Below are 18360 nucleotides of genomic sequence, written 5' to 3'. Positions count from 1 at the left end.
ATAACGATGTCATATTTAGGAACGAAAGGTTCTACGACTCATAGAGAGCTATTCGTTCCTAAATTGTCGACTCAATTGAATGGCCATTTCTATTGATTGTTCATAGTTTAACCGAGGATCAACGAGGCTATGATATGCCTTTTTTAGATCGTCAGCGGCTAACCCGCGAGCGCCGCCAATACACTCTGTGACGTTATCGCCTGTTAGTTCAAAATGAACGCCACCAAGATAACTGCCCATATTGCGATGAATTTCCAGAGCTTGTTTCAGCTCTAAAAGAATGTTGTCAAAGTGACGGGTTTTAATGCCATCCAATGTAGTCTCTGTATTGCCATGCATAGGATCACAAGACCAGGTAACTGGAACTCCTGTTTTCCTTACTGTTTCGATAAGAGGGGGCAGCAACCTATCTATGTGCTTTGCTCCTAGACGAGTGAATAACAAAAGACGTCCTTCTTCACGTTTAGGATTAGCTCTTTGCAATACTTCTTCCAACCATTCTGGAGTTGCTCCTGGTCCAACCTTGATCCCAATAGGGTTCTCTACACCACGTAAAAATTCCAAATGGGCGCTATCGATCTGTGCTGTACGCATCCCAATCCATGGCAGGTGTGTAGAGAGGTTATACCATAAGCCATCTTCCATCTGACGCGTCAATGCCTGCTCATAGTGCAAATGCAGAGCCTCATGAGAAGTATAAAAATCCACCTTGGATAAATTACTGGACTGTATTCCATCAATGGTATCCAAAAAATCTAAAGCATCAGCGATTGATTTAACCAGCGTTTGGTACTCTTCTTTTTGTTTGGAATGTTCCACAAAGCCTAAGTTCCATTGTTGAGGATGATTGAGGCTGGCAAAACCACTGTCGAGTAGGCCACGAATAAAGTTTAAAGTAATGGCCGAACAGCTGTAGGCTTGCAACAATAGTTTAGGGTTAGGCTCACGTGCTTCTTGAGAGAATTCCGGGGAGTTTACGAGATCACCCCGGTAGCTAGGCAAAGTAATACCCTCAATTGTTTCATAATCTGAAGACCGAGGTTTTGCATATTGGCCTGCGATTCGTCCAACACGAATAATAGGTTTTCGTAAGCCATGCAATAGAATCAAACTCATTTGTAAGATGATTTTTAATTTATTGCTGATGATTTCTGAGCGGCAATCATTAAACGATTCAGCACAGTCGCCACCTTGAAGAATAAACGCCTCTCCACGCCCGGCGCGTGCAATTTCTTTTTTCAAATTTCTTACTTCACTACTGGTAACTAGTGGAGGTAAAAGGCTCAGTTGCTCTACAATTTTATTTAACTGTTCTTCATCCGCGTAATTTGCAGCTTGTAAATAAGAATATTGGAGCCAAGAGTTAGGCGACCATTTTAGCATAAAAAACCCATGTAACTTTTTTGAGTCTAAGTATGGAATAAATGAACACATACTGCAAGCGAACGGATTATTATTCTGGTGATTATTCTCTAAGATTGGTAGCTTGGACCCAGCTGCTTAGGTTCTCCTCATCCCTCGTAGCATTCGGGATGACGAAAAAAAAAACAGGGTTATGGCTTAGCGTTTCACCAGGCTACGATAAAATAAAAATGATTAAGGGCTTGAAATCTTATTGGCTGCCCCCATCTGTGGTTTTCACGTTGCTAGGCTGTGGAGAGGAGTAATTTGCATGAGTAAACAAGACAAAAAAAATTGGCATCAATTTAAAGAACAACATCAAAATGAAGAACATCAATCTAAAGAATCGGAACACAGTGATCATGAGGATACTTTGGAATTAACCGAAGAAATAACACATCCTGAACCTTCGTTAGATCATCCAAGCTATATCGAGTTGAGTGAAAAACTGACGCTTGCTGAACAACAGGCTCATGAAAATTGGGAAAAAGCAGTGCGTGCTCAAGCTGAGCTCGATAATGTCCGTCGCCGTGCCGAGCGTGAAGTAGCTAATGCGCATCGCTATGGCGTTGAAAAGTTGATCTCTGATTTGTTACCTGTAATTGACAGTCTAGAGCAGGCGTTACAATTGGCTGTTAAAGCGGAAGACTCATCAATGAAGGAAGGTTTAGAATTAACTTTAAAGCTTTTTACGGATGTATTGAAGAAATTTGAGGTGCAACAAATCGATCCTGTAGGTATGCCTTTTGATCCACAGCTTCACGAAGCGATGTCGATGCAAGATGCACCTGGCGCTGAACCCAATACAGTCCTCGCGGTATTCCAAAAAGGATATAAATTGAGCGACCGAGTGATTAGACCGGCGCGTGTTGTCGTAGCAAAAAAATAAAAATGTGAATTATATGGGTTGAAATCGACAGGTTATGCCCCATATAAGATTCATCGCAATAGAAATTACTTTATTTGGAGCATGAATAGAATGGCTAAAATTATAGGAATCGACTTAGGTACCACCAACTCATGTGTTGCGGTAATGGAAGGTGATAAACCTAAGGTAATTGAAAACAGTGAAGGCCACCGCACCACTCCTTCCATCGTGGCTTATACTGATGATGGTGAGGTATTGGTTGGGCAATCTGCAAAACGCCAAGCTGTAACCAACCCTGATAATACTTTATTTGCAATTAAGCGATTGATCGGTCGTCGTTTTGAAGATGCAGTAGTGCAAAAAGATATCAAAATGGTACCTTACAAAATCATTAAAGCGGATAATGGTGATGCTTGGGTTCGTGTGAAAAGCCAAGACAAAGCGCCACCACAAATTTCAGCTGAAGTATTGCGTAAGATGAAAAAAACCGCAGAAGATTATCTCGGCGAAGAAGTGAAAGAAGCGGTAATTACCGTACCTGCTTATTTCAATGACTCCCAACGTCAGGCCACCAAAGATGCAGGACGGATTGCTGGTCTTGAAGTCAAACGTATTATTAACGAACCTACTGCGGCAGCTCTTGCCTACGGTATGGACAAAAAACGTGGTGATTCAATCATTGCTGTATATGACCTTGGTGGTGGTACTTTTGATATTTCAATTATTGAAATTGCAGAAGTTGATGGAGAACACCAATTTGAAGTACTCGCAACGAATGGTGATACCTTCTTGGGAGGTGAAGACTTTGACTTGGCTTTAATTGATTATCTTGCTTCTGAATTCAAAAAAGATACTGGCATTGATTTACATAATGATCCATTGGCATTACAACGTCTGAAAGATGCAGCTGAAAAAGCGAAAATTGAACTTTCTTCAGCCCAACAAACAGATGTTAACTTGCCTTACATTACGGCTGATGCTACAGGACCAAAACACTTAAACATCAAATTGACTCGCGCTAAGTTGGAGTCTTTGGTTGAGAAATTGGTTGAGCGTACTGTTGAGCCTTGTAAAATCGCATTGAAAGATGCTGGATTGAATGTATCCCAAATTAACGAAGTGATTTTGGTAGGCGGTCAAACCCGTATGCCTTTGGTACAAAAAACAGTAGAAGAATTTTTTGGTAAAGAACCACGCAAAGACGTTAACCCTGATGAAGCAGTTGCTGTGGGTGCTGCGATTCAAGCAGCAGTTTTATCTGGAGAAGTCAAAGATATTCTGCTTCTTGACGTAACTCCTTTATCTTTAGGTATCGAAACTATGGGTGGGGTGATGACAAAGCTCATCGAGAAAAATACCACAATTCCTACCAAAGCCAATCAAGTATTTTCGACTGCTGATGATAATCAAACAGCAGTGACTGTACATGTATTGCAAGGTGAAAGAGAGCAAGCATCAGCAAATAAATCGTTGGGTCGATTTGACTTAGGTGATATTCCTCCCGCACCACGTGGTGTACCACAAATTGAAGTGACTTTTGATATTGATGCGAATGGTATCCTTAATGTTTCTGCTAAAGATAAAGCTACTGGCAAGGCACAATCGATTGTGATTAAAGCATCTAGTGGTTTGAGTGATGAAGAAGTAGAAGCAATGATTAAAGATGCCAAGTCTCATGCTGAAGAGGACAAGAAATTTAAGGAAATGGCAGAGCTACGCAATCAGGCTGATAGTTTGATTCACAGCTGTGAAAAATCCATGAAAGATTTGGCTGCTGAGCTCTCTGAGGATGAGAAACAAGGTATAGAAAAAGCCATTGCTGAATTAAAAGAAGCAATCCAAGGCAGCGATAAACCACAAATTGAAGATAAATTAAAAGTGTTAAGCGATGCTTCTGCAAAAATGGCTGAACGAGTTTATGCTAAAAAGGCATCTGAAGGTCAGGCAGGACAAGGTCAAGCACAGCAAGAGCAAGCATCAGCTCAAGAATCAACCAAGGCGGATGAAGGGGTTGTTGATGCTGAGTTCGAGGAAGTTAAAGACGATAAGAAATAATCTGTTATATCGTGTCTTAGTCGTCTAGGAATGTAGCCTGGGTGCCCATAATGTCACTGCCATTAAGTTAATGAATTTCCCTTCTCCCCGCTGGGAGAAGGGATTCTTAGTTTAAGGCAGTGACATTGTACGTACCCTGCTACATTGTCCATTTTAATTTTTAATATGTGAGTAGTTATGGAACAGCGGGATTATTATGAACTTTTAGAGGTAAGTCGAACTGCAAGTGATGCCGAAATTAAAAAGGCATATCGTAGATTGGCAATGAAGTATCACCCAGATCGTAATCCTGACGATTCTGCTGCTGAAGAAAAATTTAAAGAAATCCAATACGCTTACAGCATTCTTTCTGATCCACAAAAGCGTGCAGCCTATGATCAATACGGTCATGCGGGTGTTGATCCTTCCATGAGAGGTGGTCCTGGAGGTTTTGGCGGTTTTGGTGGTTTTGGCGATGTCTTTGAGGATATTTTTGAAAATATCTTTTCAGGCGGACGCAGTGGAGGACGACAATCTCGTGGCCAACGAGGTGCTGATTTACAATTCAACGTCCAATTAACCCTTGAAGAGGCTGCGCTGGGTAAAGAAGTGCAAATTACTGTTCCTCGACATGGTACTTGTACTACGTGCAGTGGAAGTGGTGCTAAAAAAGGCACCCAGCCAAAGACCTGTGAAACCTGTAATGGTATGGGGCAAGTCAGAATTCAGCAAGGCTTTTTCTCCATTCAGCAAACCTGTCCAAGCTGTCATGGTGAAGGAACCATTATTTCTGATCCTTGTTCCGATTGTCATGGTCAGGGTCGAATCCGTGAAAGCAAAAAGCTTACGGTTAAAATTCCCGCCGGGGTGGATAATGGAGACCGCGTTCGTTTAAGCGGAGAGGGCGAAGCCGGTATGCATGGAGGAGGGCCAGGCGATCTTTATGTACAAGTCAGTGTAAAAAACACACTATATTCGAACGTCACGAAAATGATTTGCATTGCGAAGTACCCATAAGTTTCATTATCGCTGCCATGGGTGGCTCTATAGAAGTACCAACCCTTGAAGGACGCGTTACTTTAAAGATTCCTGAAGAAACACAAACCGGTAAAGTGTTTCGTTTAAGAGGAAAGGGGATGAAATCCGTACGCGGGCATGGTCAAGGCGATTTATTATGTAAGGTAGTTGTAGAAACCCCAGTGAATTTATCACGCGAGCAAAAAGATTTATTAACTCAATTTCAAGAATCACTGGAAAATGCTAAAGGAAAACACTCTCCACGTTCTAATTCTTGGTTCGCAGGTGTGAAAAAATTCTTTGAAGACATGAAATTTTGAAGCAAGTAAGTTACAATTGCACACATTTGTCTAAATGTGTATTTTTTGAGCTTTCTGGCTGCGGGATTTTTAATCGTAATTGATTGTGGTCCAGGTTGAAGCGAAACGAAATCGGAATCTTTTAGACCTCATGCCACATGCAATGAGGGATGACAGGAGTTGCGCTTCGATTACCTAAGCTACGGATTCGCCAAGGCCGCTCAAAGACACTTTGAATAACTAACAGAGTAGACCATGATGAACCAACCAGCAATTTTAGTGTTAGCCGATGGCACCATTTACGAAGGAATTTCGATAGGAGCAACAGGCGATTCTGTCGGAGAGTTGGTTTTTAATACGTCTCTAACCGGTTATCAGGAAATGCTTACGGATCCTTCCTATGCACGCCAAATCATTACTTTGACTACAGCCCATGTAGGCAATACAGGATGCACTCATGAGGATATGGAATCTAATAAAATTTGGGCTGCGGGCTTGGTGATTCGTAATTCGTCTATAATCCATAGTAACTATCGTGCCGAACTATCTCTTCCTGATTGGCTCAAAAAAAATAATGTAGTTGCCATTGCAGGCATCGATACTCGCGATTTGACTCTTCGTTTACGAGAGCATGGTGCGGTCGGTGCATGCATCAGTACTCATGTAGAAAATCCCGAGTTGGTCTTGGCAAAAGCACGTTCCTTCGCTGGTCTACAGGGAGTTGATTTGGCTTTAGAAGTTTCTAGAAAAACCATAGAGCGCTGGCATGAGGGACAAGGCGAATGGGGTAAAGGCTCTCAGCCTCAACAATTCCACGTGGTTGCTTATGATTTTGGAGTAAAGCACAATATTTTACGTATTTTGCATGACAAAGGGTGTCATTTAACTTTAGTTCCAGCAAAAACCCCTGCCGCAGAAGTTTTAGCAATGAATCCTGATGGGGTATTTTTATCAAATGGCCCAGGAGATCCACAAGCTTGTGATTATGCCATTCGTGCAACTCAAGAATTTTTGGCTCGTGATATTCCTTTATTTGGCATTTGCTTGGGTTTTCAGATTTTGGCTTTAGCCTGTGGGGGAGTGACAAAAAAAATGAAATTTGGTCATCACGGAGCAAATCATCCTGTCATTGAAACTGAAGGGCAAAAACGTGTTTTTATAACCAGCCAAAACCATGGATTTGCAGTGGATGAAGAGAGTTTGCCTGACTGCCTCGCGATTACGCATCGTTCGTTATTTGATAATACCCTGCAAGGTATCAAACATAAGGAAAAGCCAGCATTCGGCTTTCAAGGACATCCTGAGGCCAGCCCTGGACCCCATGATATAGAAATAATATTTAATGAATTTATACAGTTGATGAAATAGGATATATAAAAATTTAAAGAGGATTAACTAATGAATGACAGTCACGTTTTTACTTCAGAGTCAGTTTCTGAAGGGCATCCTGACAAAATCGCGGATCAGATTTCTGATGCAATTCTAGATGCTATTTTAATGCAAGACCCCGCTGCGCGTGTCGCTTGTGAGGTGTTCGTTAAAACAGGAATGGTGTTAGTTGGTGGAGAAATTACTACCAAAGCTTGGGTGGACGTGGAAGCAGTAACGCGGCAAGTAGTCAAAGACATAGGTTATAACAGCTCACAAATGGGGTTTGACTGGGAATCTTGTGCCGTACTTTCTGCTATAGGTAAACAATCTCCTGATATTGCCCAGGGTGTGGATAATAAAGAAACACGAATTCTTGGCGCTGGGGATCAAGGTTTAATGTTTGGTTATGCCAGTCGTGAAACTGATGTCTACATGCCTGCTCCTATTGCTTACGCACATCGTTTGATGGAAAAACAAGCTCATTTACGTAAATCAGGCGCATTACCCTGGTTACGGCCTGATGCGAAATGTCAATTAACTTTAAAATATGAAAGGGGAATACCTGTTGAAGTGGATACGGTAGTATTTTCCACACAACATGCGGCTGAAATTGGATACAGTGATTTAATCGAGGCGGTACGAGAGGAAATTATTAAAACAACGTTACCCGCCGAATGGTTAACTCATAAGACCCGCTATTTTATCAACCCAACAGGCCGTTTTGTTATAGGTGGTCCTTTGGGAGACTGTGGACTTACTGGCCGCAAAATCATTGTAGATACGTATGGCGGTATGGCGCGACATGGAGGCGGATGTTTTTCGGGTAAGGATCCTTCTAAAGTCGACCGATCTGCAGCTTATGCAGCACGACATGTGGCAAAAAACATCGTTGCAGCAGGATTGGCTGATAAGTGCGAGTTACAGATTTCTTATGCAATTGGTGTGGCTGAACCTACCTCTATTTTTGTTGAAACTTTTGGTACAGGTCGTTTAAAAGACAGTGAAATCATTGAATTAATACATACCCATTTTGATTTAACGCCACAAGGCATTATTGAACATCACGATTTACTTCGCCCAATCTACAAACAAACCGCAACTTACGGCCATTATGGACGTGAAAATTTTCCATGGGAACGATTGGATAAAGTGACGGAGTTACGTAAAGCCCTATAAAGGAGACTCTAATGGAATTAGCCAATAAAGCAGGAGCAGGAAGCACTATGGTAAACGATTATAAAGTAGCAGATATGTCGCTGGCTTCTTGGGGGCGTAAGGAAATAGCGATTGCTGAAACTGAAATGCCCGGATTAATGGCTTTGCGTGAGGAATTTGCTGCAAAAATGCCTTTGAAAGGCGCCCGTATAGCAGGTTGTTTGCATATGACAATTCAAACAGCCGTACTGATCGAAACATTAATTGCTTTAGGTGCTGAGGTTCGTTGGTCGTCTTGTAATATATTTTCTACTCAAGATCATGCTGCCGCAGCTATAGCAGCCAAGGGTATCCCGGTCTTTGCTTGGAAAGGTGAAACTGAGGAAGAGTATTGGTGGTGTGTTGAGCAAACTCTTGCTGGGCCGAATCATTGGACTCCTAATTTATTGCTGGATGATGGGGGTGATTTGACTCAAATCGTACACCAAAAATTTCCGCAGTTATTATCGGGAATTAAAGGAGTTTCTGAAGAAACAACCACTGGTGTCGCCCGATTGTATGAAATGGCCAGAAACGGTACCTTAAAAATTCCTGCAATTAATGTGAATGATTCAGTTACCAAATCCAAATTTGATAACATGTACGGTTGTCGTGAATCTTTATTGGATGGAATAAAGCGAGCCACTGATGTGATGATTGCCGGCAAGGTTGCTCTAATTTTAGGTTATGGAGATGTAGGTAAGGGTTGTGCGCAGGCATTACGTGGCCAGGGTGCGATTGTTTTAATCGCCGAAATTGATCCTATTTGTGCGCTTCAAGCGGCAATGGAAGGGTATCGCGTTGTGACTCTGGATGATGTTGCCGAGCAGGTAGATATCGTTGTTACCGCTACCGGTAATTACCATGTGGTGACTCATGAGCATATGAAGCGGATGCGTAATCAGGCTATTTTATGCAACATCGGTCATTTTGATTCTGAAATTGATGTTCAGAGTTTAAAGAAATACCAATGGGAAAATATTAAACCACAGGTTGATCATGTAATATTTCCTGACGGTAAGCGATTAATTGTTTTGGCTGAGGGACGCTTGGTTAATTTAGGATGTGCTACAGGTCATCCAAGCTTTGTGATGTCGGCCTCTTTTTCCAACCAAATTTTGGCGCAAATCGAATTATTTAAAAATGCGGCTCAATATGGCCGAGATGTTTATGTCCTTCCCAAATTATTAGATGAAAAAGTAGCTCGTTTGCATTTGGGAAGAATCGGAGCAAAATTGACTCAACTCACTAGGGAACAAGCAGACTATCTAGGTGTGGCGATTGATGGTCCTTATAAACCTGAGCAATATCGATATTAGTTGAGGGTTGGGCGTTAGCCCAACCTATTACAAATACAGTGAGTCACCACCTGTCGCAACGTGCGTTTTTAGCAAAATATTCATCAAGCCTACGTTTCGTTCCTGGGCTTACCATCTCAGGTAAATGGTCGTAATCATACCATGCCATCTGTTCAATTTCGTGAGAATTGGCGTTTACAGAGGTAAAGTTATTAACGATAAAGATGACCGGATAGTCGTTGACCCCCATGTACGTATGGAAATAAATACCAAATAATTGCGGTTCCTCGGTAGGAATTATTCCGACTTCTTCTTTTAATTCACGTATTAGAGCTTCTTGAGCCGACTCGCCTCTTTTGACGCCACCACCAGGTAAATACCAATGCGGTTGATAGGTGTGTTTTACTAAAAGGATCTGATGATCACGATTTAAAATAATAGCCCGCGAACCAAGGGTTATGAAGCCAAACCATGATTGTAATTTTCTTATCAAGCGTGTGGCTGATTTAAAAAAAAGCGATCGCAAGCCCATGACATTCTTTAATACAAACAAGGAGATAAATACAGTATATCGAGCATCCCAGGAATTTCAATGCGGTTTTTATTTTAATACATGAGGCATAGCAGAGTAACATTTTTGGACAAGTTTGCCCTTGTTTTGCCCTGTGTCTTATAGCATACTGAATTGCGATGTATATTATAAGGAGATTTTTGCATGTTTAAATCAGGGATTTTAGGTCTAGGTCTTTTATCAATAGCTCATGGCGTTTTCGCTGCACCGGAGCAAAATGCAGTTCGAGTAATTATCAAATATAAAGAACAAATAACCAGCGTTTCTTCTTTAAAGTCACAGATAAAACAAGTAACCCAACTGCCTGTAAAAGAATTTAATCCTATGGCGAATGGTGCTTTTTTATTGATTTTAGACACCACAAACAGTCCTTTGGCTAAAGGAAACGATCAGGATGAAACTTCTTCGATTTTGGAGCGTTTGCGTAAAAACCCTCAAGTTTTATATGCGGTTAAAGACAGAATAAGTTACTTTAAACCGGTTCCTGATCCTGAAATTCTAGGCACTGGAGATTTATTATCTCATGAAAGCCAATGGGATGAGTTTACTCGTCCTGCCGGAATTATGTTGGAATCGAAACCTGGATTTAGAGATGGTGCTTGGGCCTATACGACAGGGCTTTCTAAAAAGCCAATAGTAGTTGCCGTCCTCGATACGGGAATTGCTTTAAATGATAGTCTGATCAACAACTTGGTCAAGGACAGTGTCGGTAATTTATGGGGTTGGAATTTTGCAGGAAATAATAATAACTTGATCGATGAAACCCGCTCTTATCATGGTACTCATGTTGCAGGAACCATTGCAGGCTATGGGAGTATCATGAGCGGTATGGGTGAGGATTTAAAAATTCTTCCTTTGAAAATCCCTGCTGCTAATGGCATGTTTTATGAAAGTTCAGTGATTAACGCGATTTATTGGGCTGTAGGTGGCGAGGTTCCTGGAGTTCCGACTAATATTCATCCAGCAAAGATATTGAATATGAGCTTTGGTGTGGATAGAGGCCCTAAAGACGAAATTGATTATTGTGACCAAGCCTTACAAGAAGCAGTCTTTTTTGCACGCAAGAAGGGTGCGGTATTGGCTGTTGCAGCGGGAAATGACAATGTTTGGGAGCATTTTAATGCGCCGGCAATTTGTAATGGAACCATTAAAGTCGCTTCTACCGGCCCTGAAGGCCTTAGATCCTATTTTTCCAACTATGGTCCAAGTGTCACCTTAGCTGCTCCAGGCGGAGACAAGCGTTATGGCATTTGGGGAGGAATTTTATCTACAGTGAACCCAGGTGGTGGTTATAATGGATCAGGGTTTGATTTTTATCAAGGAACGAGCATGGCTACGCCACATGTCGCTGGTGTTGCTGGATTGATTTTAGCTGCGAGTGAAAAGGGACTGAGCCCAGAACAAGTGGAACAACTACTGTATACCACAACCCATGATTTTGGGGTAAGTACTGACCCCAATAAATCGTGTGTGGGTAAAAAGCCTTGCGGACATGGCATTCTAGATGCTGAAAATGCAGTTAAAGCAGCTGCGGCAGGTTATGATCTTATCTTTTCTGCTCCTAAAGCAGAGCATTTAGCAATGAAGGATTGTGGAAAGAACGCCTTAACTCCTAGCAAAAAGCGCATTGTTTCAGGAGATGGGGTTTGGATACAAAATCATACGAATTGTGATATTGCGGAGAGTTTCCAAAAGCCTTATATAGAACAAGATAAAAACGGAAACATTATTGCTTATTATGGTTCTGTAAGTTATCGATTGGATCAAAGTGCTTACAAGTCATGCCATGTGATCGGTTATGATGGGGTGGGTTGTTATTTATAAGCGTTCACTGGAAAGCCTTGTTTGGCTCGACCTGAGCTCAAATCTGGCTTTCCACTTTACTCCCTGAGCAGCTGAATTTGGCAGATCTTACTGAATGAACTCTTCGGAAGCTTCCATACACTTTCTTCCTAGCGGAGGTATGATCCTTTGCGAGGACGATAGAAAATGTGATCGACAGATAGCTTAATGAAAGAAAGATATATTCTAGAAAAAAGGGCGTAAACGTTTTGCAGTCGCACGTTGTTCCAGTTGTTCCGAAGACAGCTTGCTTGGTTGGGGGCTGTACGAGGGGCGAGGTTTGTATAGGGACGGCATGATGTTGAGTACTTCTTCTGCTTGTTTTAAAAGAAGCTCTACTTTGTGCTCCAACAATTCGGGCTTATTTATTTTTTCGTAAAGTTGTTTTGTTTCATCAAGACCATTTAATATGGCCTGGTAATATTGTGAAATTGGTCCTCTAAGTGCAGCTATATGATCAAAAAGTGGCCCGACGGACTGATACTCTAAAAGCAGAGTGACGTTTTCTTCAAGTTTCTTAATCAAATTTAAAAAATGATTTTGTTGTGAAATCAGTTTTTGCATCCCTTTAATTAGCATATTCTGTCGGCTGGGTTTTCTTTGATGACTTAATTCAAAACTTAAATGATTTTTTTGATATCGGTTTGCGATCTTTAATAAGGAATTAACGAGTAGAGAAAGCGCATGGAGTAGTTGCTTCAAATCTTCATTCCCCAAAGCATAGGCAAGGCGATCAAGGTTCATTTTAGGGGAATGTCGAGGTTGAATGCCTAGGAGAAAAAGCACGTTTTGATCAATGCTTAACAGAATAGCAAGAGCATCCTGACTATTTAAACGATATTGAAGAACTAATTGGATTGAGCAAATTGTATCTTCCATGGAAGAGTCTTCTTCTTTAGGAGAGTTGAGTATTTCCTGAAGAAGATTTTTGGATGACTCAATACTTTGAGTTGCTTCGTTAAGTAAATTTTTTAATTGCTCTGGGTTAATTTCGTTCATTATTTGCAATGCGCCACGTTGATGAATAAAAAAGCATCTTTATTTAATCATAACATCGGAATGAGATTTTAAACTATACTTTATAAAATTAGGGTTATTTTATATACGGTGATGAACGAAAAGAAATTTGTGAATTTTAATGAGTTCTATCCTTTTTATCTCAATGAACATAAAACAATGATGTGCCGACGTTTGCATGTTATTGGAACTTCTTTGGCCTGCTTGTGTTTCCTTTTTTTTCTTATTTCCTGGTATTGGCTATGGCTTATTCTGATGCTAGTGACAGGCTATGGATTTGCTTGGATTGGACATTATGTCTATGAAAAAAATAAACCGGCAACATTTCATTATCCTCTATACAGTTTAATGGGCGATTTTGTCATGCTCTGGCAGATTTTGAGTGGGAAATTAAAATTTTAATTCAGGAGGACAAAATTTCCTCCCTGTATTTTTGAGCAAAATTAGTCTAAATTGCAAATAAAGCTTTCGCATAAGGAGTGTGCTATGATACTTGAGAGTCCTGCATTTACCCATAATGCCCTTATTCCTCAAGAATATACCTGTAATGGCGTCAATCATTCACCTCCATTAGTGTGGAATGATGCACCAAAGAATACCCAATCTTTTGTTTTGATTATGGATGATCCTGATGCCCCAATGGGACTATGGGTCCATTGGATTTTATTTAATCTACCTGCTGAATGTCATGAACTTAAAACAGGAGCTGGCATTCCATCACAAACAATTAGTGCACGAAATAGTTGGGGAAAAACAGGCTATGGTGGGCCTTGTCCACCAAGTGGTACTCATCGTTATTTTTTCAAGCTGTATGCTTTAGATACCTTTTTAAATTTAGGTGAGCATGCGACGAAAAAAGAGATAGAAACAGCCATGCAAAATCATATTATAGAGCAGACTGAATTAATTGGGAGATACAGTCAATCCCCTTAAAATGAAAGTGAGGGTTTGGAGTGAATCCCTTCCCCCCATAGGGAGAAGGTGCCCGCCAAGTCGGATTAGGGTGTTTAATCGCAAATTAAGATCTTCACCCCTATCTCAGCCTACAAGAAATCAAAATCGGGCAATCTGTAAATTGCAACATCCTTCGGTTACATCATTGAGATGTTCAACAACGGTACCCAGACATCGGGTAAGAAGATAGATAGGATTAAAAATAAGAGAAGCAATCGCTGCACAGGTTGCGATAATCCCCATGGCTGCATCAACAAATGTTTGTGCTAAACACGATTTAAATGAAGAACATGCATTGGCGCTCATCTTCTCTCTCGGAGCAAAAATTGCCAATAACAAAGCAGGTATAACTAATAGCATAGTCGCTGCCAAGTAAATAAAACTTTTCAAAAAGAACAATAAGGCGTTCACTCCTAACCAGATAGGACAATGGATTGGGCGAACAAGAAGGTCAGTAAATTCATCAAGATGATGAATCGGTTTAAAATAGGATGGATTTGGAATAGGAATTAATTCAGCATATTTATTTCTTAGACTAGAATATTCATTCCACTTTGAAAAAAAACCAGCCATGATACTTTATCCCTCTTTATTATTTTTGAGGGGCGTATGATGCCAAGTAATAAAAAAAAAGAAAATACTTTGTTTTAAAAATTAGTTGGCTTTTAGATGAGATGGGAATCATGTGGATGACGCAAGTACTGAATATCATTTTTTTGAGTCATTTATCGGTCTTTATATAGGATAAAGGACCCATTATTTATTGTGTCATTCCCGCGCGGGCGGGAATGACAGGCACTTATCTAAACGCTTCGCTTCAGTTTTTAGCCTGCAATTTTTCCACAAGCAATACGATCGCCACCGCCACCCAAGGGAGGATTATCACTATAGTTATCCCCACCTGCATGGACCATAATGGCATGTCCCTTAATATCTTTGGTTTTTAAACGCGGTGCCAATGTGGGTGTATTAGCTGTTCCATTATTATCAACAATTAACACTGGCAAATCACCTAAATGCCCCTCGCCATATGGGCCAAGATGTTTATTGGTGTTCGATGGGTCTAAATGGGCGCCAGCATTTTTAGCATGATCTCCACAGTCAGGATGTTGATGGATGTGAAAACCATGAGTGCCTGCGGGAAGTCCAGTCAATTGAGGTTTAATCAGCAAACCGTATTGACTGTCTTCAAAAACCACTGTTCCTATTGCAGTTCCATCGGTGTTAGCAATATCACTCGTTACAGTATCTGCAGTAGCTATGGACGCAATAAATAAGAGCAAAGCCCCCATGATCATTTGTTCTTTTTGTTTGTTTTTCTTCATGGATAAATCCTTTTTAGTGACAATTTTTCTATTCTAACATAGCATATTACCAATACATTACTTAAATATTGAATTTAAAAACGTGAATAATTTTTGGCTACTAAAAATTAATTGCGTCTTGAAGGCTTTTTATTATGATTAAAAATTATTCAACGCCTAATATCAGAACCGCTACATTAGAGGATGCTGAAGCGATAGCACAGATTCATATCTCCTCCTGGCAAAAGATGTATCGAGATTTTATCCCAGAAATTATATTACAAAACTTATCCTTAAAAGAGCGAACTCAACAATGGCATGATTTGATAAAACAGGATGTTAAAATATTAGTCATGGAAATAAACAATCAACTCATAGGCTTTGCAAGTATTTGTCCTTTTCGTGATTTTAGAGCAGACAACACCATGGGAGAAATCAGTGCGATTTATTTGCACCCAGACTATTGGCGAATAGGATTGGGCACTAAATTATGTACGGCTGCAATTTCTGAACTTGCGAATCAAGGATATAAAAAGATACTTTTATGGGTATTTGAAGACAATATTCAAGCACGTAAATTTTATGATGCTTTAGGTTTTGAAGCCACAAGCGCAACTAAATTAGAAGAGTTTTATGAGGGCGGAGCTTTATTAAAAGAGGTTTTGTATCAGAAAGTAATTTAAGTTGTTTATTCGTAACCTGGGTGAAGCGCAGTAGAACAGGGTTTAGAGGTTTAATCCAGAAACCCCGGGTTCCGCTGCGCTTCAGCCAGGCCACAGGGTTCATTATTTTTTAGGTTCCGCAAAACGTTTGATATACTCGTTCATGTGGCGAAGGCAAACACTGCAGGTTTTCGGTATTTTCTTGTTGTTGAAAAGGATTTTTCAATACCCCTAACAGCGTATCCATTAAAGTACTGTCATTGTCTTCAATAAACGCATTAATTGCATTTTCAACTAAATGATTTCTTGGGATATATGCTGGATTTACCTGATGCATCTTAGTTTTTATTGCCGCAAGATCAACATGTTGCTGTTTAATACAATTTAACCAGTCAGAAACCCACTGCTTACTATGCGGCTGATTTCCTAAAGCCTTGATTAACTCGTTCTGATGGCTTTCACTCTCAATTGCTTGATTGAGGAGACGAAAGGTATTGGTAAAATCAGGTTTATATTCTTGTAATAATCCTAAGAAATTTTTAATAAGATCTGCGGGATTCGTATTATCATCGGACAAACCCAATTTTTCTCTTATTTTTTTATTCCAATATTGAGAAAAAAGCGTATTAAACGAATCGAGAACTTCTTGCACTTGTTGTGGTGCATTATCTGCTTCAAATAAAGGCAATAAGGTTTTACCAAACTGTGCTAAATTCCATTTTGCTATGGTGGCTTGATTTCCAAATGCATAACGACCAGTAACATCAATGGAGCTGAATACGGTACCAAAGTCAAATTCATCCATAAATGCACAAGGTCCATAATCAATTGTTTCGCCGGAAATCGTCATATTATCCGTATTCATGACGCCATGAATAAAGCCTACCCCCATCCATTCAGCAATAAGATGTGCCTGGCGATCTACAACCTTTTTAAATAATTCGAGATAAGGGCTTTCACAGGATAAAATCTCAGGATAGTGCCTTTCAAGGGCATAATTCGCGAGGGCTTTTAGCAAGTGGTTATCTTTTTGAGCTGCAGCATATTCAAAAGAACCAACGCGTAAACTACTGGAGGCAACGCGAGTTAATACACCTGAAGGGACGGGGCCGTTTTGACGATGAATTTTTTCTTTGCTTGCAATGGCCGCCAAACAACGGGTGGTTGGAATGTTTAACCCATGCATTGCTTCGCTGATCAGATATTCCCTTAATACCGCAGAAAGCGGTGCTCTACCATCACCCATTCGTGAAAACATTGTTTTTCCAGAACCTTTAAGCTGAATGTCCCATAGTTTTCCATCATGACTTCGTATTTCGCCAAGCAATACCGCGCGACCATCTCCCAAAAGAGGAACATAGTACCCAAATTGATGGCCTGCATAAGCTAAGGCAATACTTGTAAGGTGCGAGGGGACTGAGTTCCCAGCATAAAAAGATAAGAGCTCCTGTTCATCAGCTGAGGTGGAATTCGGGGTACAAAGGTACGCAGCTAATTCATGGTTGTATTTAACGAAATAAGGATGTTCAATCGGTGTTGGAGCGATCACCTCATAAAAATTAGAAGGCAGCTTTAAGTAAGAACTGCGATAAATAGATGGAATCAAATTGGGACAATCCATAAAAATTATATTCTTGAATGTTTAATAAAATCCCTTGATTTAAATAGCTATAACTTGAAACAAATTAAATCGCTTGTTTTCCTTTGGTGGAGAGCCATTACTAAATTAAAGGGAGCCTCTTAATAATATTATAACGTTTCTGTAAGCAACCATTGCTAAAATTGAAGGAATAAAAAAAATAAATTTTAATTATGAGTTAAGGAGCTAGTATGTTCCGAGTTAAACTTGCTGAGAAATTCTTCACCTTTTCTTCCTCCCTCACTTCGCTGAACGGATTTTACAAAACCATCCCAACCTGGAAGTCTATCCAAGTTTTCTGATGCAATAATCTCTTTTGTCTTTTTTTCATGAACCTCTTGGATTTTGTCATATTCTTCTTTTTTTCCAATAAATAGATTAACTTCTATTCCTTTTTCTTTAGCTGCTTTAACAAAATCAACAATTTCTTCTTCTGGAGTATTATCAGGAAAAAACGCTATCATTTTAGGTTGATAACCTGGAGCCGCATTTTTAGGATGAGCAATGACTTCAAGAGTTATATCCCTGATACATTCTTTTTCTTCCTTGGTTGCATTATCTGGTATTTTAATGACCCAGCTATTCGGATAAAATTTATTCTCTATGGTAAATTTGGCGCCTGAGTTTTTAGATACAAAATCAACATGGAGCGGAGTCACCTTACCCTTATCATACATTTCCTCAAAAAAAGTCTGATTGGGTCGAATTTCAAATAACACGTTTTGGTGTGCTCTATTCGTCACAGCCAATGCCTCTAACAGTTCTTGGTACCGTTGTTTTGCAGCCTCTTTTTCTTCTTCTATCTTTGATTTCATAAAGTACTCCAAGAGGGAGTGTTATTTTTATAAGTATATATCATCAGGAATCATTTTAGGGCTTGACAAGATGA

General features: G+C 40.2%; 16 protein-coding genes and 1 pseudogene. 10 read left to right on the top strand and 7 right to left on the bottom strand.

Going from position 1 to position 18360, the window contains the following annotated elements; translation table 11 throughout:
* Positions 1 to 48: 48 nt before the first annotated feature.
* A complete protein-coding gene (locus EL022_RS14640) occupies positions 49 to 1383 on the bottom strand; it encodes a 3-deoxy-7-phosphoheptulonate synthase class II (protein WP_028379869.1) in 1335 nt (444 codons plus the stop codon).
* Positions 1384 to 1672: 289 nt separating this feature from the next.
* Between EL022_RS14640 and grpE the strand changes: the two genes are divergently transcribed.
* From grpE to ahcY, 6 genes and pseudogenes are all read left to right on the top strand, one after another.
* Entirely contained in the window at positions 1673 to 2290 is a 618-nt protein-coding gene (grpE, locus tag EL022_RS14635) for a nucleotide exchange factor GrpE (protein ID WP_028379870.1), read from the top strand.
* 90 nt (positions 2291 to 2380) lie between these two features.
* Entirely contained in the window at positions 2381 to 4324 is a 1944-nt protein-coding gene (gene dnaK / locus EL022_RS14630; protein ID WP_028379871.1) for a molecular chaperone DnaK, read from the top strand.
* 177 nt (positions 4325 to 4501) lie between these two features.
* Positions 4502 to 5640: pseudogene (gene dnaJ / locus EL022_RS14625) on the top strand (molecular chaperone DnaJ).
* A gap of 234 nt (positions 5641 to 5874) precedes the next feature.
* On the top strand, positions 5875 to 6987 hold the full coding sequence (carA, locus tag EL022_RS14620) for a glutamine-hydrolyzing carbamoyl-phosphate synthase small subunit (protein ID WP_028379873.1): 1113 nt from the start codon (positions 5875 to 5877) through the stop codon (positions 6985 to 6987).
* A 30-nt stretch (positions 6988 to 7017) separates the two neighbouring features.
* Positions 7018 to 8166, top strand: a complete 1149-nt coding sequence (metK, locus tag EL022_RS14615; RefSeq protein ID WP_028379874.1) for a methionine adenosyltransferase — start codon at positions 7018 to 7020, stop codon at positions 8164 to 8166.
* Between the two features lie 11 nt (positions 8167 to 8177).
* Positions 8178 to 9503: an adenosylhomocysteinase gene (ahcY, locus tag EL022_RS14610; RefSeq protein WP_028379875.1), complete on the top strand. Its 1326-nt coding sequence runs from the start codon at positions 8178 to 8180 to the stop codon at positions 9501 to 9503.
* Between the two features lie 43 nt (positions 9504 to 9546).
* Here the strand turns inward: ahcY and EL022_RS14605 are convergent, their stop codons facing one another.
* Entirely contained in the window at positions 9547 to 10014 is a 468-nt protein-coding gene (locus EL022_RS14605) for an NUDIX domain-containing protein (protein WP_028379876.1), read from the bottom strand.
* A gap of 183 nt (positions 10015 to 10197) precedes the next feature.
* Here EL022_RS14605 and EL022_RS14600 point away from each other — a divergent pair, with 183 nt between their 5' ends.
* Entirely contained in the window at positions 10198 to 11877 is a 1680-nt protein-coding gene (locus EL022_RS14600) for a S8 family serine peptidase (protein ID WP_028379877.1), read from the top strand.
* A 204-nt stretch (positions 11878 to 12081) separates the two neighbouring features.
* Here EL022_RS14600 and EL022_RS14595 read toward each other — a convergent pair whose 3' ends face one another.
* Positions 12082 to 12894 (bottom strand): hypothetical protein, encoded by an 813-nt coding sequence (locus EL022_RS14595; RefSeq protein ID WP_028379878.1) that lies wholly within the window; start codon positions 12892 to 12894, stop codon positions 12082 to 12084.
* A gap of 111 nt (positions 12895 to 13005) precedes the next feature.
* Here EL022_RS14595 and EL022_RS14590 point away from each other — a divergent pair, with 111 nt between their 5' ends.
* Together EL022_RS14590 and EL022_RS14585 are read left to right on the top strand one after the other, a co-directional pair.
* The gene (locus tag EL022_RS14590) at positions 13006 to 13314 is read left to right on the top strand and encodes an Mpo1-like protein (protein WP_035900399.1); all 309 of its coding nucleotides are present in this window, start codon (positions 13006 to 13008) and stop codon (positions 13312 to 13314) included.
* An 84-nt stretch (positions 13315 to 13398) separates the two neighbouring features.
* Positions 13399 to 13845, top strand: coding sequence for a YbhB/YbcL family Raf kinase inhibitor-like protein (locus EL022_RS14585; protein WP_028379880.1), 447 nt, complete (start codon positions 13399 to 13401; stop codon positions 13843 to 13845).
* Between the two features lie 120 nt (positions 13846 to 13965).
* Here EL022_RS14585 and EL022_RS14580 read toward each other — a convergent pair whose 3' ends face one another.
* Both EL022_RS14580 and EL022_RS14575 read right to left on the bottom strand, forming a co-directional pair.
* Entirely contained in the window at positions 13966 to 14439 is a 474-nt protein-coding gene (locus tag EL022_RS14580) for a hypothetical protein (protein ID WP_028379881.1), read from the bottom strand.
* A 251-nt stretch (positions 14440 to 14690) separates the two neighbouring features.
* Positions 14691 to 15191 carry a superoxide dismutase family protein gene (locus EL022_RS14575; RefSeq protein WP_028379882.1) on the bottom strand — a complete coding sequence of 167 codons (501 nt, stop codon included), beginning with the start codon at positions 15189 to 15191 and terminating at the stop codon, positions 14691 to 14693.
* A 134-nt stretch (positions 15192 to 15325) separates the two neighbouring features.
* On the opposite strand from EL022_RS14575, the gene EL022_RS14570 reads away from it, so the two are divergent.
* On the top strand, positions 15326 to 15853 hold the full coding sequence (locus EL022_RS14570; protein ID WP_028379883.1) for a GNAT family N-acetyltransferase: 528 nt from the start codon (positions 15326 to 15328) through the stop codon (positions 15851 to 15853).
* A gap of 109 nt (positions 15854 to 15962) precedes the next feature.
* Here EL022_RS14570 and EL022_RS14565 read toward each other — a convergent pair whose 3' ends face one another.
* The gene (locus EL022_RS14565) at positions 15963 to 17438 is read right to left on the bottom strand and encodes a protein adenylyltransferase SelO (RefSeq protein WP_241972202.1); all 1476 of its coding nucleotides are present in this window, start codon (positions 17436 to 17438) and stop codon (positions 15963 to 15965) included.
* 200 nt (positions 17439 to 17638) lie between these two features.
* Positions 17639 to 18286 (bottom strand): hypothetical protein, encoded by a 648-nt coding sequence (locus EL022_RS14560; RefSeq protein WP_028379885.1) that lies wholly within the window; start codon positions 18284 to 18286, stop codon positions 17639 to 17641.
* Positions 18287 to 18360 lie beyond the last annotated feature (74 nt).

The organism is Legionella cherrii, assembly GCF_900635815.1.
Taxonomy (GTDB): domain Bacteria; phylum Pseudomonadota; class Gammaproteobacteria; order Legionellales; family Legionellaceae; genus Legionella; species Legionella cherrii.
Note: the sequence above shows the minus strand (reverse complement) of the source record. Positions and strands in the feature narration are given on the sequence as shown.

Excerpts from the sequence above, each read along its gene's own strand:
- EL022_RS14640 (WP_028379869.1), bottom strand. The coding sequence starts at position 1,383 with ATGCTAAAATGGTCGCCTAACTCTTGGCTCCAATATTCTTATTTACAA.
- grpE (WP_028379870.1), top strand. The coding sequence starts at position 1,673 with ATGAGTAAACAAGACAAAAAAAATTGGCATCAATTTAAAGAACAACAT.
- dnaK (WP_028379871.1), top strand. The coding sequence starts at position 2,381 with ATGGCTAAAATTATAGGAATCGACTTAGGTACCACCAACTCATGTGTT.
- carA (WP_028379873.1), top strand. The coding sequence starts at position 5,875 with ATGATGAACCAACCAGCAATTTTAGTGTTAGCCGATGGCACCATTTAC.
- metK (WP_028379874.1), top strand. The coding sequence starts at position 7,018 with ATGAATGACAGTCACGTTTTTACTTCAGAGTCAGTTTCTGAAGGGCAT.
- ahcY (WP_028379875.1), top strand. The coding sequence starts at position 8,178 with ATGGAATTAGCCAATAAAGCAGGAGCAGGAAGCACTATGGTAAACGAT.
- EL022_RS14605 (WP_028379876.1), bottom strand. The coding sequence starts at position 10,014 with ATGGGCTTGCGATCGCTTTTTTTTAAATCAGCCACACGCTTGATAAGA.
- EL022_RS14600 (WP_028379877.1), top strand. The coding sequence starts at position 10,198 with ATGTTTAAATCAGGGATTTTAGGTCTAGGTCTTTTATCAATAGCTCAT.
- EL022_RS14595 (WP_028379878.1), bottom strand. The coding sequence starts at position 12,894 with ATGAACGAAATTAACCCAGAGCAATTAAAAAATTTACTTAACGAAGCA.
- EL022_RS14590 (WP_035900399.1), top strand. The coding sequence starts at position 13,006 with ATGAACGAAAAGAAATTTGTGAATTTTAATGAGTTCTATCCTTTTTAT.
- EL022_RS14585 (WP_028379880.1), top strand. The coding sequence starts at position 13,399 with ATGATACTTGAGAGTCCTGCATTTACCCATAATGCCCTTATTCCTCAA.
- EL022_RS14580 (WP_028379881.1), bottom strand. The coding sequence starts at position 14,439 with ATGGCTGGTTTTTTTTCAAAGTGGAATGAATATTCTAGTCTAAGAAAT.
- EL022_RS14575 (WP_028379882.1), bottom strand. The coding sequence starts at position 15,191 with ATGAAGAAAAACAAACAAAAAGAACAAATGATCATGGGGGCTTTGCTC.
- EL022_RS14570 (WP_028379883.1), top strand. The coding sequence starts at position 15,326 with ATGATTAAAAATTATTCAACGCCTAATATCAGAACCGCTACATTAGAG.
- EL022_RS14560 (WP_028379885.1), bottom strand. The coding sequence starts at position 18,286 with ATGAAATCAAAGATAGAAGAAGAAAAAGAGGCTGCAAAACAACGGTAC.